Here is a 23726-nt window from a genome sequence, read left to right as displayed (position 1 = left end):
GGCAAGAAGGCGATCGTGGCGGTGGCGCGTCGGCTGCTGGGGGTGATGGTCGCCCTGCTGCGGACGATGACGCCGTACCGCCTGGCCGCGACCTGAGCCGAAGCCGAAGCCGAAGCCGAAGCCGAAGGGACGATCCATCACCAAGAGCCGGAGACCTGTCGAGCCACCGCCCGGTGGGCGTGACGACCTGAGGGATGACCCCGGAGCGAACCCCGGCGGCGGCCCCGCCGCTGACCGCCGAGACATTGAGTGGCGGCGTCCCTCGGAATCCTCTTTCCTGGCGACGTCCGGCCTGGCCGGACGATCCCGCATAGATGGTTGAGCGTCCACGTCACGTCGGCCGAGCCTCGTGGAGAAGGATGCGGGCCGGGGCCTCCCCTCGGCCTGTGGCTCAGGGGAGGTGTGCCGGGGTGCACCGCCGCATCGCTGGTGGGCGTGGTCTGGGACGGGCAGGCCGACCGACGCCGACGGCGAGGGGGAGGTGCCGGGGCCCCGAGCCCACCGAACCTGCACCGGCAGCTTGACAGTCCCCCTCTCATAGATGGTGGGCGTGGTCTGGGACGGGCAGGCCGACCGACGCCGACGGCGAGGGGGAGGTGCCGGGGCCCCGAGCCCACCGAACCTGCACCGGCAGCTTGACAGTCCCCCTCTCATAGATGGGTTCGCTCCCCAAGACGAGGACGGAGGCGCGGACAGGATCCTGCGTGAATGCGTGAGTCGCGGATTGGTGTTTGCGTGGGCGCGTTTGTGGGTGGGTTGATTTTGGCCGTCTGGTCTTGCGTCCCGGGAGGTTGGATTCCGCTGCCGGCCCGGCTCCGAACCCGCTCGGGAGCGAGCGGGGAGGGACCCCGAGGGGAGGGACCGAGCGGCGCGACTCGCGGTTGCGGCCCGGACCGAGGTGGTCGGGTGGGTCGCTCCCCTCGGTTCCTGAGGTTGGGGACGGCGGGCTTCCAGACCACCGGGCGACGGGCCCCGACCGGGAGGCGATGCGATACGGGGGGGCTGCTCGAACCATCCTGATCGGATTCGGATGCCAAAGAGGAGGATGGGGCCCCTGGAGGACCGGCGAGGCGATCGGCAAGGGGGCTGGAGGGGACGACGGAAGCGATCTCCTCCTTCTGTAATGGTCGGGAGGAAGGCGATCGGCGGTGATGGGATCGGGGAACGAGGCATCCGGGGGTCGGACCGAGCGGAGATGGGCGGTCGGGAGCGAACCGAGGGGGGGCGCTCCGAGATCCGAGCGTTCCCGATGGGGGGGCGACCTCGACTCGGCCGCGGTCACCCCGATCACCGGTTGTCCGCCTTCCGAAGACGCCGGGACCATGCCACGATGTCTCATCCAGGTCCCAATCGGATCGTTACGGAAGGGGTTGGAGGGCGGATCGGGGGGGCGGGGCCGTGCCGAGGTCGATCATCCCACCGAGACGTTGGTTCGACCTTGGTCTCTGGGATCAGTCCCTGGCGCCGGGGGAGGGGTTCGGATCGACCAGGGCGCGGAGGTCGTCGCGGTCGAAGAGGGGGCCGAACTGGTCGTGATCCTAAAACGAGAACGAGGGGAGGAAATTGAGCGGGGGCAAGGCGGACGGTGCGAGCCGTCTCGCACGGTGGAGGAGTTCCGAGGGGTCACCTCGGATGGTGTCGATCTGGATTTCGAGTTCGATCTCGATTGCCGAGCGATGGCCCAGGTCCGGCAGGCTGAGGTCTAAGGCAGGGAAAACGCTTGCCCCGCATCCGGACGCCTCGCCGAGCAGTTCGCCCGGGAGGCCGGGGTCGCGTCGACCCCGGCCTCCCGGGCCGGAGGGCCCGTCCTCCAGGGAATCCGGCATTGGGCGTCCGGGATCGTCGGGGGACGGCGAAGGGAGCCGGCCAGGGCGGGGAGGCGCCCCGAGCGAGGCAGGATCACTCGATGGGCTTGATGCGGAGGTTGCGGAATCGGATCGGGCGGCCCTCAGACTGGAAGCCGATCGGACCGGATTGCGGATCGGCGCCGGCACCCTCGTCGATGAGGATGTCGTTGAGCACCGCCGTGACCCGGCCTCCTTGGCAGGTCACCTCCATCCGATTCCACTGCCCGACCGGCTGGATCGCCTCGGCCCGAGACTGGGAGATGGCCTGGCCCGGCCGCTCGCTCTGGATCGTGCCGCCAGCGACGCCCAGCAGGCGGCCGACGTCGGAGTTCTTCAGCTGCACCTCGACGCACTTCGGCCAGACCTTCGGCTCGCCCTGGATGTGGATCAGCAGACCGCTGTTGCCGGGGAACAAGGCGTCGTTCCGCAAGTCGTCGGGCCGCTCGTACATGAACTCGAACTGGAGCACGTAGTCCTCGAAGCTTTCCTTGGTGGCGAAGTAGCCGTGGGGATTGCCTGAGAGGGCGATCTCGCCATCCTCGGAGATGGTGATCGTCTCGGTGTTGATCCCGACAAGGTCGAACTGCGACGGGTCGGTTCCCTCGACCAGCGGCGTGAAGCCGTCGTCGTCCTGGGCGGGCTCGCTCGCGATCGCGGCCGGGGCGGGCGGCATGGGGAGCAGCAGGGCGGTCAGTACGGCGAGTCGTCTCATGATGAGTCTCCCTGGGGTGTCGTCGTGTCGGATTGGAGGGGATTGGGGGGGATCGGATTGGATCAGAAGGAATCGGATCAGAGGGGATCAGATCAGAGGGGATCAGATCAGAGCAGGTCAGAAGAAATCGGATCAGAGGGGATCAGATCAGAGCAGGTCAGAAGAAATCGGATCAGAGGGGATCAGATCAGAACAGGTCAGAAGGAATCGGATCAGAGGGGATCAGATCAGAGCAGGTCAGAAGGAATCGGATCAGAGGGGATCAGATCAGAACAGGTCAGAAGGAATCGGATCAGAGGGGATCAGATCAGAACAGGTCAGAAGGAATCGGATCAGAGGGGATCAGATCAGAGCAGGTCAGAAGAAATCGGATCAGAGGGGATCAGATCAGAACAGATAAGAGAAAATCAGATCAAAACAGGTCAGATCGGATCAGAACGGATCGGAACGGTCAGGGGGCGGGCGCAGGCTTCTGGGCGAGCAGGCCGACTCCCGACCGGGAGTCTACCCGCACCGGGGGGGCCGATCCAGGAGACGCCATCTGGGGAGGGGGGGTCCTGGCCGGAGGAACGGAGGGGCCGGTTCGGATTGAGGAGAGGGAGGAGGGAGCCGGGGCGAGTGCGCTACGGGGGAGGGACGCGGGAGTCTTCCTTGGGGGATCGGCCGATCGTCCCGGATCGGGAGGCCGCCGGGGTTGCCGACCGCCGGCCGAGTCGACTAACGTGGAGAGGTCAGACCTGTCGATCCACTCCCGACTCCTCGGTGCGCCCGTCTTGGGCCATCGGTCGTCCCCCGCGAATCCGAGGGAGCGATCGCCCATGGCCGAGTTCAGTTCGTCCGAATACGAGCTTGCCACCCCCTCTTCGGAGCAGGCCGGCCCAGGGCGCCCGCCGCTGCCGATTGATGACGAGGAGGCTCCGCCGCCGGTTCGCCGGCCCGGGCCTCCTTCGCCGCCGAAGCCGTTGCCGAGGATCTCCCGGTCGGCCCCCCTGACGACCGAGGAGGCGGAGGAGAACGCCAGGGCGGAGGCGGCTCCCTCCCGTCCGTCGCGCCGGGGACGCCGGCGGGGCCGGGGAGAGGATCGCCCCGAGTCGAAGGAGGGCGAGGGCGACGAAGGCCGGCTGCTCGTCGCCCCGACGCCGACGCTCGACACCGTGGAGACGCGCCACCGGATCCGGCTGGCGCTGGGGATCGCCGCGGGGCTGTCGGTGGTGCTGGCGATCATGATGATCGTGCGGGCCGTCGGCGGTGGTGGCGGCGGGGACGAGGAGGGGGTCTACGTCATCGACGCCTCCCAGATGTTCCCCCCGACCGCCCCGGTCGACGGCCGGGCCTTGGGGAACGCGGAGCAGGAACGCCTGGCGCAGGACCTTCTGGTCCGCTCCCGATCGGCCCTGACCCTGGACGTGGCCCGCTCCCAGCTCCAGCGGATCGTCGATCGCTACCCGAACTCGCGGACCGCCGTCGAGGCCCGAGCCGCGTTGGATCGGATCGCCCAGGGGCTCCCCCCCTTCCCCGACGTGCCGACGCTCGCCCCGTCCGGCCTGGTCGCCTCGGTCGAGGCGCCCTCTGCCGCCCCGGTCGGCGTCGGGGCGTCCGCCCCGGCCGACGCCGCCCGGCTCTCCCCTGCCGTGTCGGCGGCGGAGGCGGCGCCCGAGCCGGCGCCGCCTTCTGAGCCGGTGCTGCGGGTGCTCCCCCCGGGGTTCTCGCCGGCGGAGGACGCCGAGCAGCACGCCTCGGGCTGGCCAACCCGGATCGTCTGCGAGCGGGACGGCTCCACGATGGTCCTGGTGCCGGCCGGCTCCTACCTGATGGGGAGGGATGACGGCCTCCCGACCGAGCGCCCGGCTCACCGGGTCGGGCTGCCGTCGTTCTACATCGACGAGCACGAGGTGACGGTCGGGCAGTACCTCCGGTACCGGGAGGCGATGGCCCGACGCGGCGAGAGCCCGCTGCCGGCCCCCGAGGAGCTCTCCCGGCTCAGCCTGGGGGAAGCGCACCCGGTGGTGATGATCTCGGCCAGAGAGGCGCTTCGCTACGCCGAGTGGACGGGCAAGTCCCTCCCCACCGAAGCCCAGTGGGAGGCGGCGGCCCGGGGGCCCGAGGGCCTGATTCGCCCCTGGGGACCATCCGCCGCGCCCTGGGGAGACCGCCGCCCCAGGAGGTCGGTCGACCCGGTGGCGAGCTATCCCGAGGACCGCTCCCCCGTCGGCGCCTTCGACCTGGCCGCCAACGCCTGGGAATGGACCGCCGATTGGTTCGACGGCGACGTCTACGCCCCCCGGGCCGGCCGGGTGCTTTTCAACCCCGGCGGTCCCGCCCGGCCCACCTCCACTCCCGCTCGCCAGACCGTCCGAGGCTCGTCGGAGGATCACGATGTCACCCACCGAATCGGCCAGCGCACCGACACCCGCCTCCCGTATCTCGGGTTCCGCTGCGCGCTGAATGTGGACGGCATTCCCCTGCTCGGCGATCCCTCGCCCCCCGCCGCGGGCTCCCCCCCCGCGGCGAGGCCCGCCATCCCTCCCGCGAACCCGAACGCCCCGCCGCCGACCCGATCGAACGCGCTGGTGCCGTTCTGATCGCGGAGGGTTCAGATCACCCTCCCTCCAGAAGATCGCGGTGGGGGCGGTGTCGGGATCGGGAGGGAGGGGCGTTCTCAGTGAACTTCGTCGCGCCATTCGCCATTCCTGGGCGATTGCGTACGAACACCATTCACCGGCCCAGCACAAGGGCCCCGATTCAAAGCATGCAAGCGCCGACGATGGCGATGTCTTGAGGAACCATCGCCACCGTCGGGGAGAAACCCGGCCCCGGGCTCGGAGGGCCGAGGCCCCGGTTGACGCGGGCGAGCGGGGTCAGTGCTGGCCGGCCCGGGCCGGGGCCATCCGGCCGGAGGAGGGGGTGGGGAGGACGGCCCGGAGGTAGGTCAGGCCGACGACGCCCGCCACCATCGAAGCGGCCAGGATGCCGATCTTCGAGGCGTCGGTTCGCACCGGATCGTTGAAGGCCAGGTCGGTGATGAACAGCGCCACGGTGAACCCGATCGCTCCGAGCAGGCCGATCCCGAAGATCTGGCGGAAGTCGGTTCCCTCGGGCAGGGTCACCAGGCCGAGCCTCACGGCGATCCAGGCCATCAGCGTGGTCCCGATCGGCTTGCCGAGTATCAGGCCCAGGGCGACCCCCCAGAGGATCGGACTGCTGGCCGCGGCGGCCAGACTCTCGGCCGTCAGCGCCACACCGGCGTTGGCCAGGGCGAAGATCGGCAGCACCACGAAGGCCGACCACGGGTGGATCAGCCGGATCAGCCGGTCGAGGATCGACTCGGTCCCCTGGGTGAGCTTCTCGATCTTGCCCAGGGCGTAGCTGGCCGCCTCCTCGTCCCCCTGTCGCATGGCCTCGTTGAACTCGGCCTGCAAGTTGTCCAGGGCGATGGAGTACCGCTTCATGTCGAACCAGGGGGCGGACGGGGTCATCAGCCCAAGGACCACCCCGGCGATCGTCGCGTGCACCCCGGAGACGAGCAAGCAGGCCCAGACCAGGGCGCCAACGAAGATGTACGGCCCGACGTCGAGCACCCCGATCCGACGCATGCCGTACACCACGCCGACCAGCACCCCCGCCAGCCCCAGAGCCAGCAGAGAGAGCTGCTCGGTGTAGAACAGGGCGATGACGAGAATGGCGCCAATGTCGTCGACGATGGCGAAGGCCAGCAGCAGCACGCGAACCGAGTTCGGCACCCGGTCTCCCAGCAGGGCCAGCACGCCGACGGCGAAGGCGATGTCGGTCGCCATCGGCACTCCCCAGCCGTGGATCACCCCCCCGGGAGCGATGGCGTTGATCACGGTGTAGATGGCCGCCGGTAGGATCATCCCTCCCAGCGCGATCGCCGCCGGCAGCGCCGCTCGGCTGATGCCGGCCAGCTCGCCGAGGACCAGCTCGCGCTTGATCTCCAGGCCGACGACGAAGAAGAACAGGACCATCAGCGCGTCGTTGATCCAGTGGTGCAGCGTCATGCCGCGCTGGTGGCCGCCAGCATCGGGCGGATGCTCCTCGCCAGGAGCGACCCCGGCGTGCTCGGCCTCACCGGCGGGGGCCGGGGCCGAGGCGGCCGTCTCCTCGTCGGGGGGGGACTCCCCGGCGGCCATCTCGCCCGGCTCGGCGGTCTGCTCCGAGGGGGGGGCCAGTTCGAGGGGGCCGATGCGGATCTTGATCGGGGTGTGGAAGAGGCTGAAGTACGAGTCCCCCCAGGGCGAATTGGCCCAGATCAGGGCGAGCATGGCCGCGAGGAAGAGCACGGCGCCACCGGCCTCGGCGGTGTGGATGAACCGCAGGGCGCGAGTGCCCACCGAGCGTGCCAGCGGCGAATGCTCCGAATGAACGTCGATTTTGCCCAAGCTGCGCGGAGGTAAATGCATGCGACTGTCTCGATCGCTCCCCGGGCCGGCGCGGCGGGCAACGCCTCCGCATCGCGCCAGGGAGGGATGGCGACAGCGGCGGGCGGCCGCGCGGGCTCCCCTGTAGGGAAGGCTCCGAAGGACCAGGCGTCCCCCCGGGAGGCCCTCGTCCTCCAGGGGCGGGGCGCGGCCGCCCGGCCTCGCCCCGATCACCTCGCGATTATTTCAATTCCTCCCCGGATCGCCAAGGGGGACCGCGATCCCTCCCCGATCATTGTTGACACGACCTTTTCCCCGGTCGTACAATCCCCGGCCTGACACCGAGAGGCTCGGAGGGGACCGCATGGCCCGCGCCGGGTTGCAGCACGAGTTGAAGAAGCGAGAGCCGTTCGCCGTCCCCGAGCAGGAGGCGATGCTCAACCTGATGCGGACGGCCGACGTGTTGCAGTTGGAGTTCGTCCGCCTCTTCCGTCGCCACGGGCTGAGCCCGGCCCAATACAACATCCTTCGGATCCTTCGGGGGGAAGGGGGCGAGGGGCTGCCGAGCCTGGAGATCGCCTCCCGGATGATTACCTCGGTGCCCGACATCACCCGGCTGGTCGACCGCCTGGAGGCGGCCGGCCTGGTGACTCGGGATCGCTCGGCCCGGGATCGCCGGGTGGTGCGGGTCCGCGTCACCTCCTGCGGCCTGGAGCGCCTCCGGACGCTCGACGAGCCGGTGCTGACGCTGCACCGCCGGCTGCTCGGCCACCTGGAATCCGGTGAGCTGCGCAGCCTGAACGAGCTGCTGGTCAAGGCCCGCCATCCCCCCGAGAGGGACACTCCCGCTCCCTCCTCTTCCGGGCCGACCGGATCCAGGCACGCCGCCCGGGTCGGGATCGGGCCCGAGATCGTGTCCGAGTCCGAGTCCGAGTCCGCTACCCTCACCCGTCCCGATCCTCCCCTGGGAGCTCAATCCCCATGAACGTGATCGCCCGATGGTCCGCGATGCTCGCCCTGGCCGTCCTGATGATCGCCGGCTGCTCCGACCCGACCGCCGACGTCACCGCCGCCAAGGTCGGCGAGGCCCAGCCCGTTGCCGACTCCGACCCCGTGGCGGCCTTGAGCGTGACCGAGTTCGAGGCCGATGCCGACGCCAACGCCAACGCCGAGCCCGATCTCCAGGGAGCCGCCGAGCCGGAGTCGGAGCCGGCCGTCGCTGCCGAGGGCGGCGAGTCGGTTCTCTTCGACGGCTCGAACTCGTCGATCGGCTTCTTCGGCTCGAAGCTCGTCGGCGGCGGGCACGACGGCGGCTTCAAGACCTTTTCCGGGCGGTTCGTGCTGAACCCCGAGGGGGAGGTGGTCTCGGTGTCGGCGACCATCGATATGAACTCCCTCTGGTCGGACAACGACCAGCTGACCGGGCACCTCAAGAATGAGGATTTCTTCGAGGTGAACACCTATCCCGAGTCCGAGTTCGTCTCCACGTCCATCACCCCGGCCTCGGCCGGCGCCGAGGGGGCGACGCACGAGGTGACCGGGAACCTGACAATGCATGGCGTCACCAAGTCGGTCACCTTCCCGGCGACGGTGGCCGTGACCGACTCGGCCGTGACGCTCGACTCCGAGTTCAAGATCGACCGCACGATCTGGGGCATCGTCTACGGCGCCGACTCGGATGTCCGCGACCGGATCATCAACAAGGACGTCGTCATCCGCCTCGACATCGACGCCCCTCGCGGCTCCTCGGCCGCCGAGTGACCCCTCCTCCCGACGATCGGGGAGATGAGCCGGACGCCGCTCCGGATCCCGATCCCGATTCGGGAGGGGACTGGATGACTCGGCTTGCATGACGCTCGGAGCGAGAGGGTTCCAGGTCGCCGGGGTCGAGGAGACCCCGGCACCGGGAGTCTGACCTCCCGAGGTCGAATTGTCCTGGCGCGGGGGCTCGAGGGCTCGTCGAGCCCTTCCGCCTCCGTCGTCCGGCCGACGGTGAGTTCCCTCGCGGTCGGGAGGCCTCCGATCAGGGAGGCCAGGCGGATCGAGGTCTGCGACGGCCCCAAGCCGATCGCTGGGGGCGGCATCGCCCCGAGATCGGTCAAGGGACGTGGTGGGGGGCCGATCGGCGGGTGGCCTGGCGGACCTCGTCACCGGGGCTGACACTCCTCCCTGGGGAGAGGGAGCATGGTGGGGTCGGGCTCCGTCCCGACCGTGTTCTGAATTCCGGGGCGGTCAGGATGCCGGCCCGGACGTAAGCAGCGAATCCTGCCGGATCGTCCACCGACGGGGGGGCTCGCCCTCCTCGCCGGGGGCGATCACCGAGGCGGTGTAGCCGTCGCCGGTTGTCTCGAGCTGAGGGGAGGTCCACCCGGCCGGGTCGATCCCCAGCTCCTCGAACGACTCGGCGAATCGGCCATGCTCCCGGTGATACGACTTCTGGGCCTCATACACCCGGTGCAGGAAGTCTCGGGCCGGCCGGGCGGGGTCGGGCTGGAAGGCGACGGTGCCGGGAGGGGCGGTCGAGAACTGGACGTCTCCCCAGCGCTCGGGGCGATGCATGTCGATCACCCCCTGCGGCGACCAGACCCAGTTGTCTTCCCTTCGGTCCGGCACCTTCTGGTAGGTTCCATCGACGACCCGGTGCAGCCATTCCACCCGGGAGAAGTTCACCCGCCAGCGGTCGCCGTCCCGGGGGGGGCAGGGCATCGCGGTGAACTCGGAGAGCACGGACCAGGGCATGGCGATCTCGACCGACCAGCCGTCGTCCTCGTCCGAGGAGTCGTTGAGCGTCCCCCGGACGTGCACGGCGGTCTTCAGGCCGGGGATCTCCCACTCATTCAGCGCCGGGCCGCCGTCGCGGTAGGGCTTCACCAGGCGGAGATCCCAGCCGGTGTTCAGGGCGTTGATCTCGAACTCGTAGTACTGGTGGTTGTCGCCGTCGGGGTCGATGAAGACCTCGAAGTCGTTGTCCCGGAAGATGACCGAGTCGTGCTCGGTGAGCGTGCCCCAGACGTGGGGCTCCTCCAGGTCGGCGGCGATGTAGAAGAAGCGGTCGTCCCAGGCCATCTTCGCCCGGGTCTGGAACCGGGGGAGGGGCTTCACGTCCCCCTCGATATCGACGAACGTCTCGGTCCAGGGGATGCCCTCCCAGCCGGGATCGTCCAGGAGGCCGTCGATCGTGATTGGCCCCGGCGCCCGGGAGGCGACGTATCCCCGGGGCTCGGGAACGGGGGGCGGGTCGTCGGCCGGCGAGGCCGGCAAGAGCAGAGCCAGCATCGGCAAGGTCAGCATGGCGGTCGAACCTCCGAAATCGGGACGGATCCGGGGCGGGAGGGCTTCGGACGACTAGATTATCCGTCTCCTCCCGGGCGGACGACGCCCCACCGCCCGGGACCACCCGCTCGGCCCGCCACCCGGAGGCCGAGGCCTGCTCGGTGGCGATCGACTCCAGCGATCTCGAAGTCCTTCCCCTGCCCGACCGGCACCGGAGCCGAGTCAGGGGGACGCTCCGGCGGGGGCCGAATCGGGGTTGGCCGCTTCGATCGCGTCGCGGAGCCGGTTGATTTCCGCTCGGAGCCTGGCGTTTTCCTGTTGGAGCGCCTCGATGGAGTCGGGGAGGGCCGCTTCGTTGCCAGCCTGCTCGCCGCGTTCGGCGGCCCTCGGTCGGTCGTCCGCGCTGGCCAGGGCGGAGGCCCGTCTCGCCTCTTCCAGCGCTTGCTGCGCCCGGACGTGTTTGGCCAGCGCCTGCTGTCGCTCCAGGACGACCAGACGCCGTTGTTGCACGGCGAGGAGGATGCTCCCGCCCGAGAGGCCGGCCAGAAGCAGCAGGAGCAGCGACCACCCGATGCCGGAGCCATCCGATCCGCCCGGCCGGTTCGCGGGGTCGTAACGCGACGACATGGATCGATCCTCCAGGGGAGCGACGGGGTTCGAGGTCTCGGGTCGATCCTCTCCGATCGGGGGGGAGGTCGCCAGTGAAAATGAGAGAAAAGGTTCGCGCGTCGTGCTCGGAGTCGCAGGCGGCGAGGGGAGCGGACCGCGAAGCTCGAGACTCCCGAGTGAGCGCTCCCCTCCCCCTCTGCCGGGCCGACGGCTATGCTGGCAGCGGACGATCGCCCGAGTCCAAGTCCGAGCCCGAGCCTCTCTCACCGAAGACGAAGACGACATGCCGATGGACGCGACCACCCCCGCCCGATCGAAGCCCGAGTACCGCCTGGACCGCAGCCACGCCGAGTTTGTCCGGGCGGGGAAGGTGATTCCCGGCGGCGTGAACAGCCCGGCCCGGGCGTTTGGCGCCGTGGGAGGCGAGCCGCCGTTCCTGGATCGGGCCGAGGGGGCGTACCTCTACGACATCGACGGCCACCAGTACATCGACTACATCGGCTCCTGGGGCCCGATGATCCTGGGCCACTGCCGCCCCGAGGTGAATGCGGCGGTGGCCGAGGCGCTGGCGAAGTCGCCCAGCTTCGGCGCTCCGACGGTGCGAGAGGCGGAGATCGCCGAGGAGGTGGCCGCCGCGGTGCCGTCGATCGAGATGGTGCGCTTCGTCTCGTCGGGGACCGAGGCGGCGATGTCGGCCGTCCGGCTGGCGAGAGGGGTCACCGGGAGAGACAAGATCATCAAGATGATCGGCCATTACCATGGGCACGTGGACGCGCTGCTCGTCTCGGCCGGCTCAGCGGTGGCGACCCTCGGCCACCCGAACAGCCCCGGCGTGACGCCGGGGGCGGCGGCCGACACGATCCTCGTGCCGTTCAACGACGCCTCGGCCGTCGCCTCCGCGTTCGAGCGCTACCCGGGACAAGTCGCCGCCGTCTTGCTGGAGCCGGTCGCCGGCAACATGGGCTGCGTTCCCCCGAGGCCGGGCTATCTGGAACGGCTCCGAGAGCTGACCACCAAGCACGGCGCCCTGCTCTTCTTCGACGAGGTGATGACCGGCTTCCGCCTCTCCTACGGCGGCGCGCAGGAGTACTTCGGCGTCACCCCCGACGTGACCTGCCTAGGCAAGATCATCGGCGGCGGCCTGCCGGCGGCGGCCTACGGAGCGTCGAAGGAGATCATGAGCCGGATCTCCCCGGTCGGTCCGATCTTCCAGGCCGGCACCCTGTCGGGAAATCCGCTGGCGATGGCGGCGGGCCTGACCACGCTCCGCTTGCTCAAGCGAGAAAACCCGTATCCCGCGCTCGATCGGCTCGCCGAGCGGCTGGAGGACGGCCTCCGCCGGGCCGCCACCGACGCCAGAGTGCCGCACTGCGTCCAGCGCGTGGGCAGCATGATCACGATCTTCTTCGCCGAGGGGCCCATCCACGACTTCGACGACGCCAAGCGATCCGACACCGCCCTCTTCGGCCGGTTCTTCTGGGAGCTGCTCGCCCGGGGCGTCTACTTCCCGTGCAGCCAGTTTGAAGCCGCCTTCCTCTCCTCGGCGCACACCGAGGCCGACATCGACCACACCGTTCAGGCCGCCCGAGAGGCCCTCCTCGCCGCTCGGGGATGACCCAGGCCCAGGGATCGGAGCCGACCTCGGTGGACGCGGGGCGGTCTGGTTGACCGCCCGACGCGACGCGGCGTACACTGGAGACGCTTGCTGGCGAATAAATGTCGTAAGTGCGTTAAAGGATGTGAGATCGATGCTGACAGCGACCCTCGTTTCGCTCGTGGTCGCGTCCTCGGCGACCGTCCAAGACTCCTCCGCTCGGGAACAGGTCCTGCGGGAGTATCGCGACATCGCGACGCTCATTTCGATGGACCACGCCCAGGGCGAGTCGGTTCGGCTCCTGCTAAAGCGAGTGGCCGGCAAACGAGCCGGACAACTGATCGACCTGGACCCGAAGCACCCCTACATCCGATCAACCGCCCAGGCGGCGGTCGCGGTCTGCGAGGTCTACGGCGTGGCCTGGCACAGCATGAACGACTCGACCCAGGCCCTGATGGGGGAGGGAATGCTGCTGGGTATGAAGGCGATGCTGGGTAGCCAGGACTCGATTGATCGCGGACTGGATGACTTCAGTACCGCCTTCCGGACCCACCGGCGGATCGCCAACGCTTCGGTCAAGCTGTTCTGGGAGGCGAAGGTTCAGCACAACGAGGCCTGGGAGCTCCTCCAGCCGATCGCCGATCGCCTCGCGGGCCCGGAGGTTGACGGTATGCCGATCGCCCCGGGCTTGCTGTATTTGAGCCGGAAGATCAACGGTGCGATCACCAAACAGCTCGGGGAGCTGCGGCTCACCAACCAGACGAACCACACGCTTACCAATGTGACGGTTTGCTTCGATAGCAGCCAGAACGCCTTCCGGGAGAACGAGGCCGAGCCTCACTGGTTCTTCGTCGACCAATGGTCGCCGGGAGAGTCGATCCGGCTGCCGCTGCTGCTGGTCTCCAACCTGACCTCGGTGGCCGTTCCCGAGCCCATTCCCGCGGCCGCCAATCTCCAGGTTTGGTGCGACCAGTTTCGGTGGCAGGGGAGGAACCTTCGCCTGTTCGAGACCGTCCCCAAGATGCTCCGCAAGTCGCCCCGGGTGATGCTCTATCGATATTCCACCGCCGAGGGCGAGTCCGACGCCCCGGAGTTGCCCGGCGCCCCGGAACTGGTGCCCGGGGAGCTGCGCCGGGAGGTCGATCGGCTGATCGCCCTGACCTCCAAGGGGAAGCGCTACGAGGGCCTCGTCACCGAACCCGACGGTCGCGAGATGAAGCTCGCGATTGATTTCATCTCCTTCGACGACCAGCCCAACCACCGAGCGGCCCGGATCACCTTTTTCGTTCGCCACGACCGGAAGCAGATCAAGGTGCTCAACGGCCGCCTCTCGGTCTCTCGGAACGAGGACGGCTCCGAGGTGGACTCCCTCCGACTGGTCGAGGCCAAGCGAGGAGGTCTCCAGGCGGAGCTCGAGCTGGTCTTCTCCGAAGACGGCGCCATTAGCGGCTTCGGGACCGTGCTGGGCTACGGACCTCGCGAATGCGAGGTGGAGCTCGAGCCCGCGAGCCGCTGAGCGACCGATCCGAGGTCGCGTCCGGGCCCGGCTCCTCCGGCGTTTGAACCGCGAGGGAGCCGGGCCGCGCCCCGCCCGCTCGGCTCCTCGCGACCATGCCTCCCGTCCCGATGCCGGAAGGCCCGGTCGGGGCGATCTCGGCGTTCGGGTTGCCCCCCGGACGATCGGGATCAGGTTTCGTCCCGGCCGATCCACCGGGGCACTTCGGGGGCCTGGTACGCGTCCATCGCGTCGATCAGCGCTCCGGGATCCCGGCCGACGAGCAGCATGGCGCGGTGGTGCTCCCGGAGGAACCCCTGCTCCAGCAGGCGGTCGAGGAACGCCAGCAGCGCAGCGTAGAAGCCAGCCACATCGAGCAGGCCGAAGGGCTTGCCGTGCAGGCCGAGCACGGCCCAGGTCCAGGTCTCGAAGAACTCCTCCATCGTGCCGACTCCACCGGGCAAGGCGAGGAAGCCGTCGGAGAGGTCGGCCATGAGTGCCTTGCGCTCGTGCATCGACTCCACGACGTGCAGCTCGGTCAAGGCCCCGTGGCCGACTTCTCGCTCCATCAGGGTCCTGGGGATCACTCCCACGACCCGGCCTCCCGCGGCCAGGGCGGAGTCGGCGACCACTCCCATCAATCCCACGTGGCCGCCGCCGTAGACGAGCGTCCGGCCGGACTCGGCGATCAGGAGGCCGACGGCCCGGGCGGCGTCGGCGAAGGCGGGGTCGGCCCCGTGACTGGAGCCGCAATAGACGCAGACGGACTGCACGGGATCCTCCGATCCGACGAAGCGGGCGCGATCGCGATGCGAACCGATCGATCCTACGGCCACCCCCCTCGGGAATGCCACCCCGCTAGGCATGCCCGTCTGACGGGGATAGGATCGGGGGGCGTCTCCGAGTCGAGCGATCGGTCGATCGCAGCGATCCCCCCCGCCGGAGGTCCGATCATGAGCACGCTCGCATCCGTCGCCCTCGTCGCCTCGGCGCTGGTCGTCGCCGGGCCGCAGCAGGTCGCCGAGACGATCCCGGCCGTCGGCCCGACCGGCCCGATGACTCACGTGGCCACCGGTCTTGTCTTCACCGAGGGCCCCGCGTCCGACGCGGACGGCAACCTCTACTTCTCCGACGTCCGCGGCAACACCATTTACAAGATCGCCCTCGACGGCACCCTCTCGAAGTTCCTGGAGGACTCCCAGGGCTGCAACGGCCTGATGGTCGACCCCGCCGGGAAGATCATCGCCTGCCAGGGGGGAGCGAAGCGGGTCATCGCGATCGACCCGGACAGCAAGGAGATCACCGTGCTGGCCGACTCCTTCGAGGGCCAGCCCTTCGACCGCCCGAATGACCTCGTCCTTGACCGAGCCGGCGGCGTCTACTTCACCGACCCCGGCCCGGGGGCGGTCTACTACATCGACGCCGAGCGGAACGTCTCCCGTATCCTCTCCGACCTGCCCCGGCCCAACGGCGTGCTCCTTTCCCCCAGCGGCAAGACGCTCTACGTCCTGCCCTCGGGCGCTCCCGACGTGCTGTCGTACCCGATCGAGTCGCCCGGCAAGCCGGGGGCGAAGCTCGTGCTCTGCCAACTCCGCCAGGCGGCCGGTGCCCCCCCTCGAGGCGGCGACGGCCTCACCGTTGACAGCCGAGGGGTCCTCTACCTGACCCAGCCGGCCCTCAGCTCCATCCAGGTCGTCGCGCCGAACGGGAACACCCTGGGCTTCATCCGGGTGCCCGAGGCCCCCTCGAATTGCGCCTTCGGTGGCCCCGACGGCACGACCCTGTTCATCACCGCCCGCACCTCCGTCTACTCCGTGCCGATGGAAGCCAAGGGCCACATCCTCGCCACCGCCGCTGACGCCGAGTGAGCCCCCCGATGGAGCTGTTCCCCCCCTTCGAGGAGACGATCGCCGGCGCCCTGGCCTCCATCCGGTCCGGGCGCCGGTCCTGCCGCGAGGTCCTCGAATCCTGCCTCGATCGCATCGACGCCCGCGAGGCCGACGTCCGCGCCTGGGCCTTCCTCGACCGCGACGGCGCCCGCTCCCAGGCCGACCGCCTCGACGCCGACCTCCGCGCCGGCCGTCCGATCGGACCGCTCGGCGGGATACCGATCGGCGTGAAGGACATCATCGATGTGAAGGGGCTCCCCTCGGCCCATGGCCGACCCGGCTGGGAGGGAACGATCTCCCAGGATGACGCCGCGATGGTCCGGATGCTCAGGAACCGGGGAGCGGTCATCCTCGGCAAGACCGTGTCGACCCCGTATGCCTGGATCGACCCGCCGCCGACCCGGAACCCCTGGGACCTTGGCCGCACCCCCGGGGGATCGTCGAGCGGTTCGGCCGCGGCGGTGGCCGAGGGGATGTGCCTCGGGGCGCTCGGCTCGCAGACGGGAGGATCGATCACCCGGCCAGCCTCCTTCTGCGGAGTCTGCGGATTCAAGCCGGCATTCGGGCGGATGCCTGGGGATGGGATTCTTCCCCTCTCCCCAAGTCTCGACCACCCGGGGCCCATCGCCCGCACCGTCGGGGATCTCGCCCTGATGGCCGACGTCCCCCTCGCCCCAAAGGCGGGACCGACGCGGATCGGCCGCCTCCGGGGATTCTTCGAAGAGCGGTCCGAGCCCGCCATGCTCGACGCGATGGAGCACGCCACCGCGGCGCTGATCCAGGCCGGGATCCGAGTCGTCGAGGCCCCCCTGCCCGACCATTTCCCGGAATTCGCCCGGCACCATTTCGCCATCATGTCGGCTGAGGCCGCCACCTTCCACCGCCGGGACTTCGAGTCGGATCCCGCCCGCTTCCCGACCCGGATGACGGCGCTGATCGAGGCCGGGCTCCGCGTCTCCGCCGTCGAGTACCTCGAGGCGAAGCGGTTCCAGGACGCCTTCCGCCACGAGTTCGACGCGATCTTCAACGAGGTCGACGCCCTGCTGACGCCGGCCGCCCTCGGGCCCGCACCGACTCCCGAGACGACCGGCGACCCCGCATTCAACTCCCCCTGGAGCCTCGCCGGTCTGCCGACGATCACCCACCCGATCGGGCTCGATCCCGAGGGGCTGCCGCTGGGGCTCCAGCTCGTCGGCGCAGCGCCGCCCGACCTCGGCGCCTCCCTGTTCGGCCTCGCCCTTCGCACCGAGCGCGCCATCCGGCTTGCCGCGGGGGCACCGGAACTCCCGCCCCCCGGACAGACCTGAGCGGACGGAGGATCCGATCGATGCCGATCCGATCGTTCTTAATTCTCACCATCATCTCATTGATTGGCCCAACGCCCGGCTCGATCGCCGACGAGGTCGCCGGGCTGGACATTCCCGATGGGTTCGCCGTCTCCGAGTTCGCTGGCAGCGACCTGGCGAATGACATCCAGTGCCTGACGATCGACCCGGACGGCCGGGTCGTCGTCTCCGGGAGAGGCTACATCATTATCCTCGTCGACGATGACGGCGACGGCCGCGCCGACCGCTCCGAGCCCTTCGCCGACGCGCCCAAGGACGGGGCGATGGGCCTGCTCTGGGAGGGCGACTCGCTGTTCGTCGTGGGCGACGGCGGCCTGCACCGATACCGGGACGCCGACGGGGACGACCGGGCCGACGGACCTCCCGAGTTGATCCGGGCCGTCAAGACCGGCGGCGAGCACGACGCCCACGCCGTGCGCCGAGGGCCGGACGGCTGGCTCTACCTGATCCTCGGCAACTTCGCCGGCGTCGATGCGAGCTTCGCCAGCCTGCCGACCTCGCCCATCGCCGAGCCGGTCGCCGGCTGCCTCGTCCGGTTCTCGCCCGACTTCTCCGGCTCGGAGATCGTGGCCGACGGCTTCCGCAACGCGTACGACTTCGACTTCGGCCCCGATGGAGAAATCTTCACCTACGATTCCGACAACGAACGCTGTGTCTCCCTCCCCTGGTACGAGCCGACCCGCCTTTACCACGTGGTCCCCGGCGGCCACCACGGCTGGCTTGCCCCCCAGCGGACCGAGACCTGGCGCCTTCCTCCCGAGGTCGAGGACGTGGTTCCCCCCGTCTCCGCCGTCGACCGGGGCTCGCCCACCGGAGTCGTCTGCTACCGGCACGATGCCTTCCCCCCTCGCTATCGCGGCGGCCTCTTCTTCCTTGACTGGACCTTCGGCCGCGTCTACTTCGCTCGGCCGGAACGGTCGGGGGCGTCCTTCATCGCCGAGCCGGAGGTCTTTCTGGAGGCGAGCGGCACGGAGGGCTTTGCCTGGACCGACGTGGAGGTGCACCCAAAATCGGGGGAGCTGTACCTGTCGATCGGAGGCCGAGGGACGCGGGGGGCGGTGTATCGGGTGCGGTTCGAGGGGGATGCCGGAGCTTCGGCCGCTCGAGACGCCCCGGAGACGGGAGACAGGCCGTCGCAAGACTCCGCTCCTCCCCCGACTCCTCCGCGTCTCCTCACCACCGATCGCGATCCGATCCTCCCCCCCGGCGCCGTTCCGGAGCGTGTGGGGACCGACCGGCTTCTTGCCGCCGCTTCCTCCGATGATTCCTTGCAGCGTCTCCGAGCCCTCGTCGAGCTGAAGCGTCGGCATGAGGCCATCGCCCCCGAGACGCTCATCGAGGCGATCCGATCCAACTGGGACCACGCCGACCGTCTGGTCCGATCCGCCTCGGCCGACCTGATCGCAGTCCTTTCCCCCGACCAGCGTTCCCCGCTCGCCGATGACGCCACCACCCCTGTCCGCCGGGCGACCCTGGGTTTCGGCATCGCGGCCGAGGATCCGGAGGCCGCCCTGGACCTTGCCTCCCGGGTGCTCGCGGACCCGGAGGCGGGGCCCGGCCCACGGCTGGCTGCGATCCGGCTGGTGCAGGTCGCCCTCGGCGGCCAGCCCGACCTGGCGCTGGAGGGGACCGTCTGGGAGGGCTATTCCCCGCGATTCCGGCCCCCGGCGCTCGGCGTCACCGCGATCGTCGACAAGATCGGTAACCATCTCGTGAAGATGTCTTCGGTTAACGATTCCGCGCTCGACCGAGAGCGGTCGCGAACACTGGCGGTGATCGAGTCGGCCGACCCGGATGCTCTCCTCCAGATTTCGTCTCGGCTCACGGCCGCGTCGGACCCGGTTGACGACCTTCATCACCTGATTGTCCTCGGCCGCCTGCGAGGCCCGAGGCCGCCCGAGGTTACGTCTCGCGTTGCCGATGCCCTGCTCGCCCTTGATCGCAAGCTCGACGCCCGAGCCGCCCGACGCGACCGCAACTGGCCGCTCCGCGTCTCGGAGCTGTGCCGGGGGCTGGGCGTCCGAGATGCCGCCCTCGCCTCGGCCGTGCTCGCGCACCCCGAGTTCGGCCGACCCGACCACGCCCTGCTTGCCCTCGCTCTCCGCCTTGACCCCGCCGCCGCGGCCGACCGCATGCTCGATCGGGCCGGGGCCGATCCGGACTACTCCTGGACCCCGGACGTCGTCGCGATGGTCGGCGCCCGGCCGTCGGTTCGGGCGATCAACGCGCTCCGGGCCCTCTGGGGATCGGCCGGACTCGATGATGCCATCCTCCCGGTCCTCGCCCGAGACCCGAGCCCCGAGGACCGCCCGAAGTTTGTCTCGGGGCTCCGGTCGGCGCAGCCGTCGACCGTCTCGGCGGCCCTCGCCGCCCTCGACGCGATTGGGCCGAGCGACGACCCCGCCGAGTGGCTCGCCCTCATTCTTGCGCTGCGTCGCTCCGCGGAGCCGGGTCAGCAGCGGGCGATCGCCGATCTGCTCTCCCGCTCGACCCGCCAGGCGATCGGCCCCGATGCGAACGCCTGGGCCTCCTGGTTCGCCTCGGCGGATCCCGACCGCGCCGCCGCGCTCTCCGGAGGCGACGGCGTGGATGCGGCCGCCTGGGCCCGGCGGCTGGCGGGGATCGACTGGTCGCTCGGCGACGCTGGGCGAGGGCTGGACGTCTTCCGGCGCGCCCAGTGCGCCTCCTGCCATTCGGGCAACCGGGCGGTCGGTCCCGACCTCGCCGGGGTGGCCGGGCGGTTCTCTCGAGAGGACCTGTTCACCGCGATCATCCAGCCCTCCCGAGACGTGGCCGACCGCTATCGATCGGCCCTGGTCGCCACTGACGACGGACAGATTCATCAGGGAATCATCATTTATGACGCCGTGGACCGCCTCATTCTCCAGGCCGGCGCCACCGAGACGATCCAGCTTCATCCGGATTCCATCGAGCGGCGCCAGCCGTTGGACCAGTCGCTCATGCCCGCCGGATTGCTCGACGAGCTGACCGATCGCGACATTGCCGACCTCGACGCCTACCTTCGCTCGCTCGGCTCAGCCTCCGCTCGTTGAGGCGATGGTCGATGCGATTGCCGGCGGGTTGCGCAGGGTTTGGAGCACGACGCAGTAGCGCTCCGTCAGCGAGAGCAGCCGGGCGAGCTGTTCCTCGGTCGCGTCGGCGTCCAGCTCGAACCGGAGGCGGAGGCTCAGGAATCCCACGGGGGCGGCCTTGTCCACCCCCAGCGTGCCTCGGGCATCCCAGTCTCCCTCGGCGATCACGGATCCGCCCCGGATCGGAATGCCCATCGCGGTTGCCACGGCGAGGAGCGTCACGCCCGAGCAGGCGGCGAGCGCCTGGAGCATCATCGCTCCCGAGCAGGCGGCGTTGCCGTCGCCACCGGTGGCCGGGTGCAGCCCGGCCGCGATGGGGCCCGCCGGCGTGGCGAGGCGGCAGGTGATCCCCTCGACGTCCAGTTCGCCTCGGGCAGCCAGCGTCACGCGAGCGGACTCGGGCTCCTCGCGGTATCGGGCCTTGATTGGCGCCTGAGCGGCTCGGAGTTGTTCGGCGTTCATGACCTCCCCCCGTCGTGGTCGGCGGTTGCGAGCCGGGTTGGAACCATCATCGGCTCGATCGGCATCCGGTCAATGGGGACGGCTCGTGCCCTTGGTGACGGCTCGCGCCGAGGCCGAGCCCGCGCTTCCCGCTTCCGCCAATCCCGGGCGGACGCTACAGTGTTAAACAATGAATGATCCGGAGCCACGCGCCATGGCGTGGTCGACGCCGCCCGATCGTCGCCGGGCCGGTCGACCCGCACCGCCCGGTTGGAGGTCGCCCGATGGACCGCTCCATCCCGTTGCTCGCCCGACGCTCGGTTGGAGGTCCGGCGTCGCTGGTCCCGGCGATCGTCGTCCTGGGGCTCGCCTGGGCGGGCTCGACCGCCACGGGGGGGGAGGCGGTCGACTATGAGGCGAAGATCAAGCCCCTGCTTCGCGACCGGTGCTTCGCTTGCCACGGCGCCCTGAAGCAACAGGCGGGGCTGAGGCTCGACACCGTCGCGTTGATGCTCGAGGGGGGCGATTCCGGCCCGGCGGTCGAGCCCGGGGAATCCGAGTTCAGCCCCCTGATCGAGCGCGTTTCCTCGGCCGAGCCGAGCCTGCGGATGCCCCCCGAGGGAGAGCCGCTTGACGACGAGCAGATCGCCCTGCTCCGCTCCTGGATCGACGGGGGCGCCGCCGCTCCCGAAGGTGAGGAGCCCGAACCCGACCCCCGAGATCACTGGGCCTTCCGCCCCCCGACCCGCCCCCCCGTGCCCGACGCCGGCCTCGGCTGGGCCCGGGATCCCATCGACGCCTTCCTCGCCGCCGAGCACGAGCGGCTTGGCCTCGATCGCTCGCCCGAGGCGCCGCCGCACGTCCTGCTCCGCCGCGTCTACCTTGACCTGATCGGCCTGCCTCCTTCGCGAGAGGACCTGCTCGCCTTTCTCGACGACCCGTCCGACGCCCATTATGAACGCATTGTCGACCGCCTGCTCGCCGACCCCCGCCACGGCGAGCGCTGGGCCCGGCACTGGATGGACGTTTGGCGCTACAGCGATTGGTACGGCCGCCGCTCGGTGCCCGACGTGCTGAACAGCTACGCCATGATCTGGCGGTGGCGCGACTGGATCGTTCGCTCCCTCAACGCCGACGCCGGCTACGACCACATCGTCCGCATGATGCTCGCCGCCGACGAGCTGGCTCCCGACGATCCCGAACAGCTGGTCGCCACCGGTTATCTTGTCCGCAACTTTTACCGATGGAATTATAACTCGTGGATGAAAGATTCCGTCGAGCATACGGGCAAGGCGTTCCTCGGCCTGACGATCAACTGCGCCCATTGTCACGACCACAAATATGACCCGATCTCCCACGAGGACTACTTCGCCTTTCGCGCCTTCTTCGAGCCGATCGAGATCCGCCACGACCGCGTTCCCGGCGAGCCCGACCCCGGCCCGTATCCGACCTACGACTACGGGAAGTCCTATGGCCCGATCACGTCGGGCATGGTCCGCATCTTCGACAAGACGCTCGACGCCGAAACGTTTCTCTATACTCGAGGCGAGTCCCGCAACGTCGTCCCCGGCCGCCCGCCGATTCCTCCCGGCCCCCCTCGCTTCCTGGCCGGCGACGAGTTCGCCATCGAGCCGGTCGAGCTTCCCCCGGAATCCGCCTACCCCGGACTGAAGGCATTCATCCGCCTCGAGGAGACGGAGGCGTGCGAATCGGCGTTGGCCGAGGCCCGAGCCACTCTCGACGCGAGCCGGGAACGGTTCGAGTCGATGGGGCCCGAGGCGTCGGATGTCGATCGAGAACGAGCGACGATCCGTCTCCGCGTTGATGAGATGAAGGCCGCCGCCGCTTTGGCGGCGCTGGAGTCGCTGCGCGCCCGGATCGCCGCCGACGACGCCCGGTTCGGCCGAGGTGGCGACGACCCCGATGCCGCCGCCCGACTCGCCTCGGCAGCCGAGCGCGAGGCCGCCGCCGCTCGGGCCCGGCTCGAACTCGCTTCCGCCGAGCTGGCCGACTTCGAGGCCAGGCACCAGGCCGAGCCCGACGCCGACGCGGTCGCCAAGGCCGAGCAGCGGCTCTCGGCCGCCCGATCGGCGCTGGATGCCGCTGAGCAGGCGACCTCCGAGGACTCCGCCGACTATACCCCGCTCTCCCCCTCGTATCCCGACCGGAGCACGGGCCGGCGCTCCGCCCTCGCCGGATGGATCACCCGCCGAGGGAACCCGCTCACGGCCCGGGTGGCGGTCAACCACCTCTGGGGCTGGCACTTCGGCGAGCCTTTGGTCGCTACCCCGCACGACCTCGGCCGCAACGGAGCCCGGCCGACCCATCCGGAGCTGCTCGACTGGCTCGCCGTCGAGCTGATGGAGCCGTCGTCCCCCGGCGTCCCGCCCTGGTCGATGAAGCACCTGCACCGCCGGATCGTCCTCAGCGCCGCCTACCGCATGGCCTCGACGTCGAGCGAATCGGCCAGCGCGAATCGATCCATCGACCCCGAGAATCGCTTGCTCTGGCGCTTCCGCCCTTCCCGGATGGAGGCCGAGGTGGTCCGAGACAGCCTCCTCGCTGTTGGAGGCGTGCTCGATGAGGCGATCGGCGGTCCCGAGATCGACCAATCGGAGGGGCTCACCACCCACCGTCGCAGCCTCTACTTCGCCCATCACGGCGAGGCGTCGATGCCCTTCCTCGAACTCTTCGACGCTCCCGACCCCGGCGAGTGCTACCGCCGGACGACCTCCGTCGTGCCTCAGCAGTCGCTCGCCCTGTCGAACAATCCGCTCGCGATCGAGATGGCTCGCTCGATCACCTCGTCCCTCTCGGCCGAGCTGGGAGCAACCCCCGACGACGGCGCGTTCATGACCGCCGCCTTCGAACGGGTCCTCTGCCGGCCCCCCTCCCGGGAGGAACTCGCCGCTGGCGCCCGTTTCCTCGCCAGGATGACGAACATCCTGCGGGGGGCCTCGATCCCGGAACCCGACACCCGGGCTCGCGAGGACTTCGTCCACGCGCTGCTGAATCACAACGACTTCGTGACGATTCGATGACTGACCGAATC

Annotated in this window: 15 protein-coding genes; 9 read left to right on the top strand and 6 right to left on the bottom strand. The window is 69.8% G+C overall.

The annotated features are described in order from the left end of the window. Window positions 1-1899: 1899 nt before the first annotated feature. A complete protein-coding gene (locus TsocGM_RS20795; RefSeq protein WP_233579071.1) occupies window positions 1900-2559 on the bottom strand; it encodes a 3-keto-disaccharide hydrolase in 660 nt (219 codons plus the stop codon). An 818-nt stretch (window positions 2560-3377) separates the two neighbouring features. Between TsocGM_RS20795 and TsocGM_RS20790 the strand changes: the two genes are divergently transcribed. Then, window positions 3378-5141, top strand: coding sequence for an SUMF1/EgtB/PvdO family nonheme iron enzyme (locus TsocGM_RS20790; RefSeq protein ID WP_126727387.1), 1764 nt, complete (start codon window positions 3378-3380; stop codon window positions 5139-5141). 276 nt (window positions 5142-5417) lie between these two features. Here the strand turns inward: TsocGM_RS20790 and nhaA are convergent, their stop codons facing one another. After that, the gene (gene nhaA / locus TsocGM_RS26225) at window positions 5418-6977 is read right to left on the bottom strand and encodes a Na+/H+ antiporter NhaA (protein WP_158633673.1); all 1560 of its coding nucleotides are present in this window, start codon (window positions 6975-6977) and stop codon (window positions 5418-5420) included. 322 nt (window positions 6978-7299) lie between these two features. Between nhaA and TsocGM_RS20780 the strand changes: the two genes are divergently transcribed. Both TsocGM_RS20780 and TsocGM_RS20775 read left to right on the top strand, forming a co-directional pair. Next, the gene (locus tag TsocGM_RS20780) at window positions 7300-7920 is read left to right on the top strand and encodes a MarR family winged helix-turn-helix transcriptional regulator (RefSeq protein WP_126727386.1); all 621 of its coding nucleotides are present in this window, start codon (window positions 7300-7302) and stop codon (window positions 7918-7920) included. After that, window positions 7917-8696: a YceI family protein gene (locus tag TsocGM_RS20775; RefSeq protein WP_126727385.1), complete on the top strand. Its 780-nt coding sequence runs from the start codon at window positions 7917-7919 to the stop codon at window positions 8694-8696. Before TsocGM_RS20780 ends, TsocGM_RS20775 begins: the two co-directional genes overlap by 4 nt. A 471-nt stretch (window positions 8697-9167) precedes the next feature. Here the strand turns inward: TsocGM_RS20775 and TsocGM_RS20770 are convergent, their stop codons facing one another. Both TsocGM_RS20770 and TsocGM_RS20765 read right to left on the bottom strand, forming a co-directional pair. Next, complete coding sequence (locus tag TsocGM_RS20770; protein WP_126727384.1) at window positions 9168-10226, bottom strand: sugar-binding protein; 1059 nt, start codon at window positions 10224-10226, stop codon at window positions 9168-9170. A gap of 204 nt (window positions 10227-10430) precedes the next feature. Then, complete coding sequence (locus TsocGM_RS20765; protein WP_126727383.1) at window positions 10431-10835, bottom strand: hypothetical protein; 405 nt, start codon at window positions 10833-10835, stop codon at window positions 10431-10433. Between the two features lie 271 nt (window positions 10836-11106). Here TsocGM_RS20765 and hemL point away from each other — a divergent pair, with 271 nt between their 5' ends. Then, entirely contained in the window at window positions 11107-12432 is a 1326-nt protein-coding gene (hemL, locus tag TsocGM_RS20760; protein ID WP_126727389.1) for a glutamate-1-semialdehyde 2,1-aminomutase, read from the top strand. A 133-nt stretch (window positions 12433-12565) separates the two neighbouring features. Next, complete coding sequence (locus TsocGM_RS20755) at window positions 12566-13927, top strand: hypothetical protein (RefSeq protein WP_126727382.1); 1362 nt, start codon at window positions 12566-12568, stop codon at window positions 13925-13927. Between the two features lie 170 nt (window positions 13928-14097). On the opposite strand, the gene TsocGM_RS20750 is transcribed toward TsocGM_RS20755, so the two are convergent. Then, complete coding sequence (locus tag TsocGM_RS20750; RefSeq protein WP_233579069.1) at window positions 14098-14679, bottom strand: LOG family protein; 582 nt, start codon at window positions 14677-14679, stop codon at window positions 14098-14100. Window positions 14680-14859: 180 nt separating this feature from the next. Here TsocGM_RS20750 and TsocGM_RS20745 point away from each other — a divergent pair, with 180 nt between their 5' ends. From TsocGM_RS20745 to TsocGM_RS20735, 3 genes are read left to right on the top strand one after another with little or no spacing between them, the layout of a single operon-like run. Next, window positions 14860-15774 (top strand): SMP-30/gluconolactonase/LRE family protein, encoded by a 915-nt coding sequence (locus TsocGM_RS20745; protein WP_158633672.1) that lies wholly within the window; start codon window positions 14860-14862, stop codon window positions 15772-15774. A gap of 8 nt (window positions 15775-15782) precedes the next feature. Next, window positions 15783-17102 (top strand): amidase, encoded by a 1320-nt coding sequence (locus TsocGM_RS20740; RefSeq protein ID WP_126727379.1) that lies wholly within the window; start codon window positions 15783-15785, stop codon window positions 17100-17102. A 20-nt stretch (window positions 17103-17122) separates the two neighbouring features. Beyond that, window positions 17123-20194, top strand: coding sequence for a DUF7133 domain-containing protein (locus TsocGM_RS20735; RefSeq protein WP_126727378.1), 3072 nt, complete (start codon window positions 17123-17125; stop codon window positions 20192-20194). Here TsocGM_RS20735 and TsocGM_RS20730 read toward each other — a convergent pair. Next, a complete protein-coding gene (locus TsocGM_RS20730) occupies window positions 20177-20695 on the bottom strand; it encodes an OsmC family protein (protein ID WP_126727377.1) in 519 nt (172 codons plus the stop codon). The two genes, TsocGM_RS20735 and TsocGM_RS20730, sit on opposite strands and share 18 nt — an antisense overlap. 263 nt (window positions 20696-20958) lie before the next feature. On the opposite strand from TsocGM_RS20730, the gene TsocGM_RS20725 reads away from it, so the two are divergent. Next, window positions 20959-23715, top strand: coding sequence for a PSD1 and planctomycete cytochrome C domain-containing protein (locus tag TsocGM_RS20725; protein ID WP_126727376.1), 2757 nt, complete (start codon window positions 20959-20961; stop codon window positions 23713-23715). The last annotated feature ends 11 nt before the right edge of the window (window positions 23716-23726 follow it).

Origin of the sequence: Tautonia sociabilis (genome assembly GCF_003977685.1) — a bacterium.
GTDB lineage: Bacteria > Planctomycetota > Planctomycetia > Isosphaerales > Isosphaeraceae > Tautonia > Tautonia sociabilis.
This window is presented reverse-complemented; position numbering and strand designations above follow the sequence as displayed.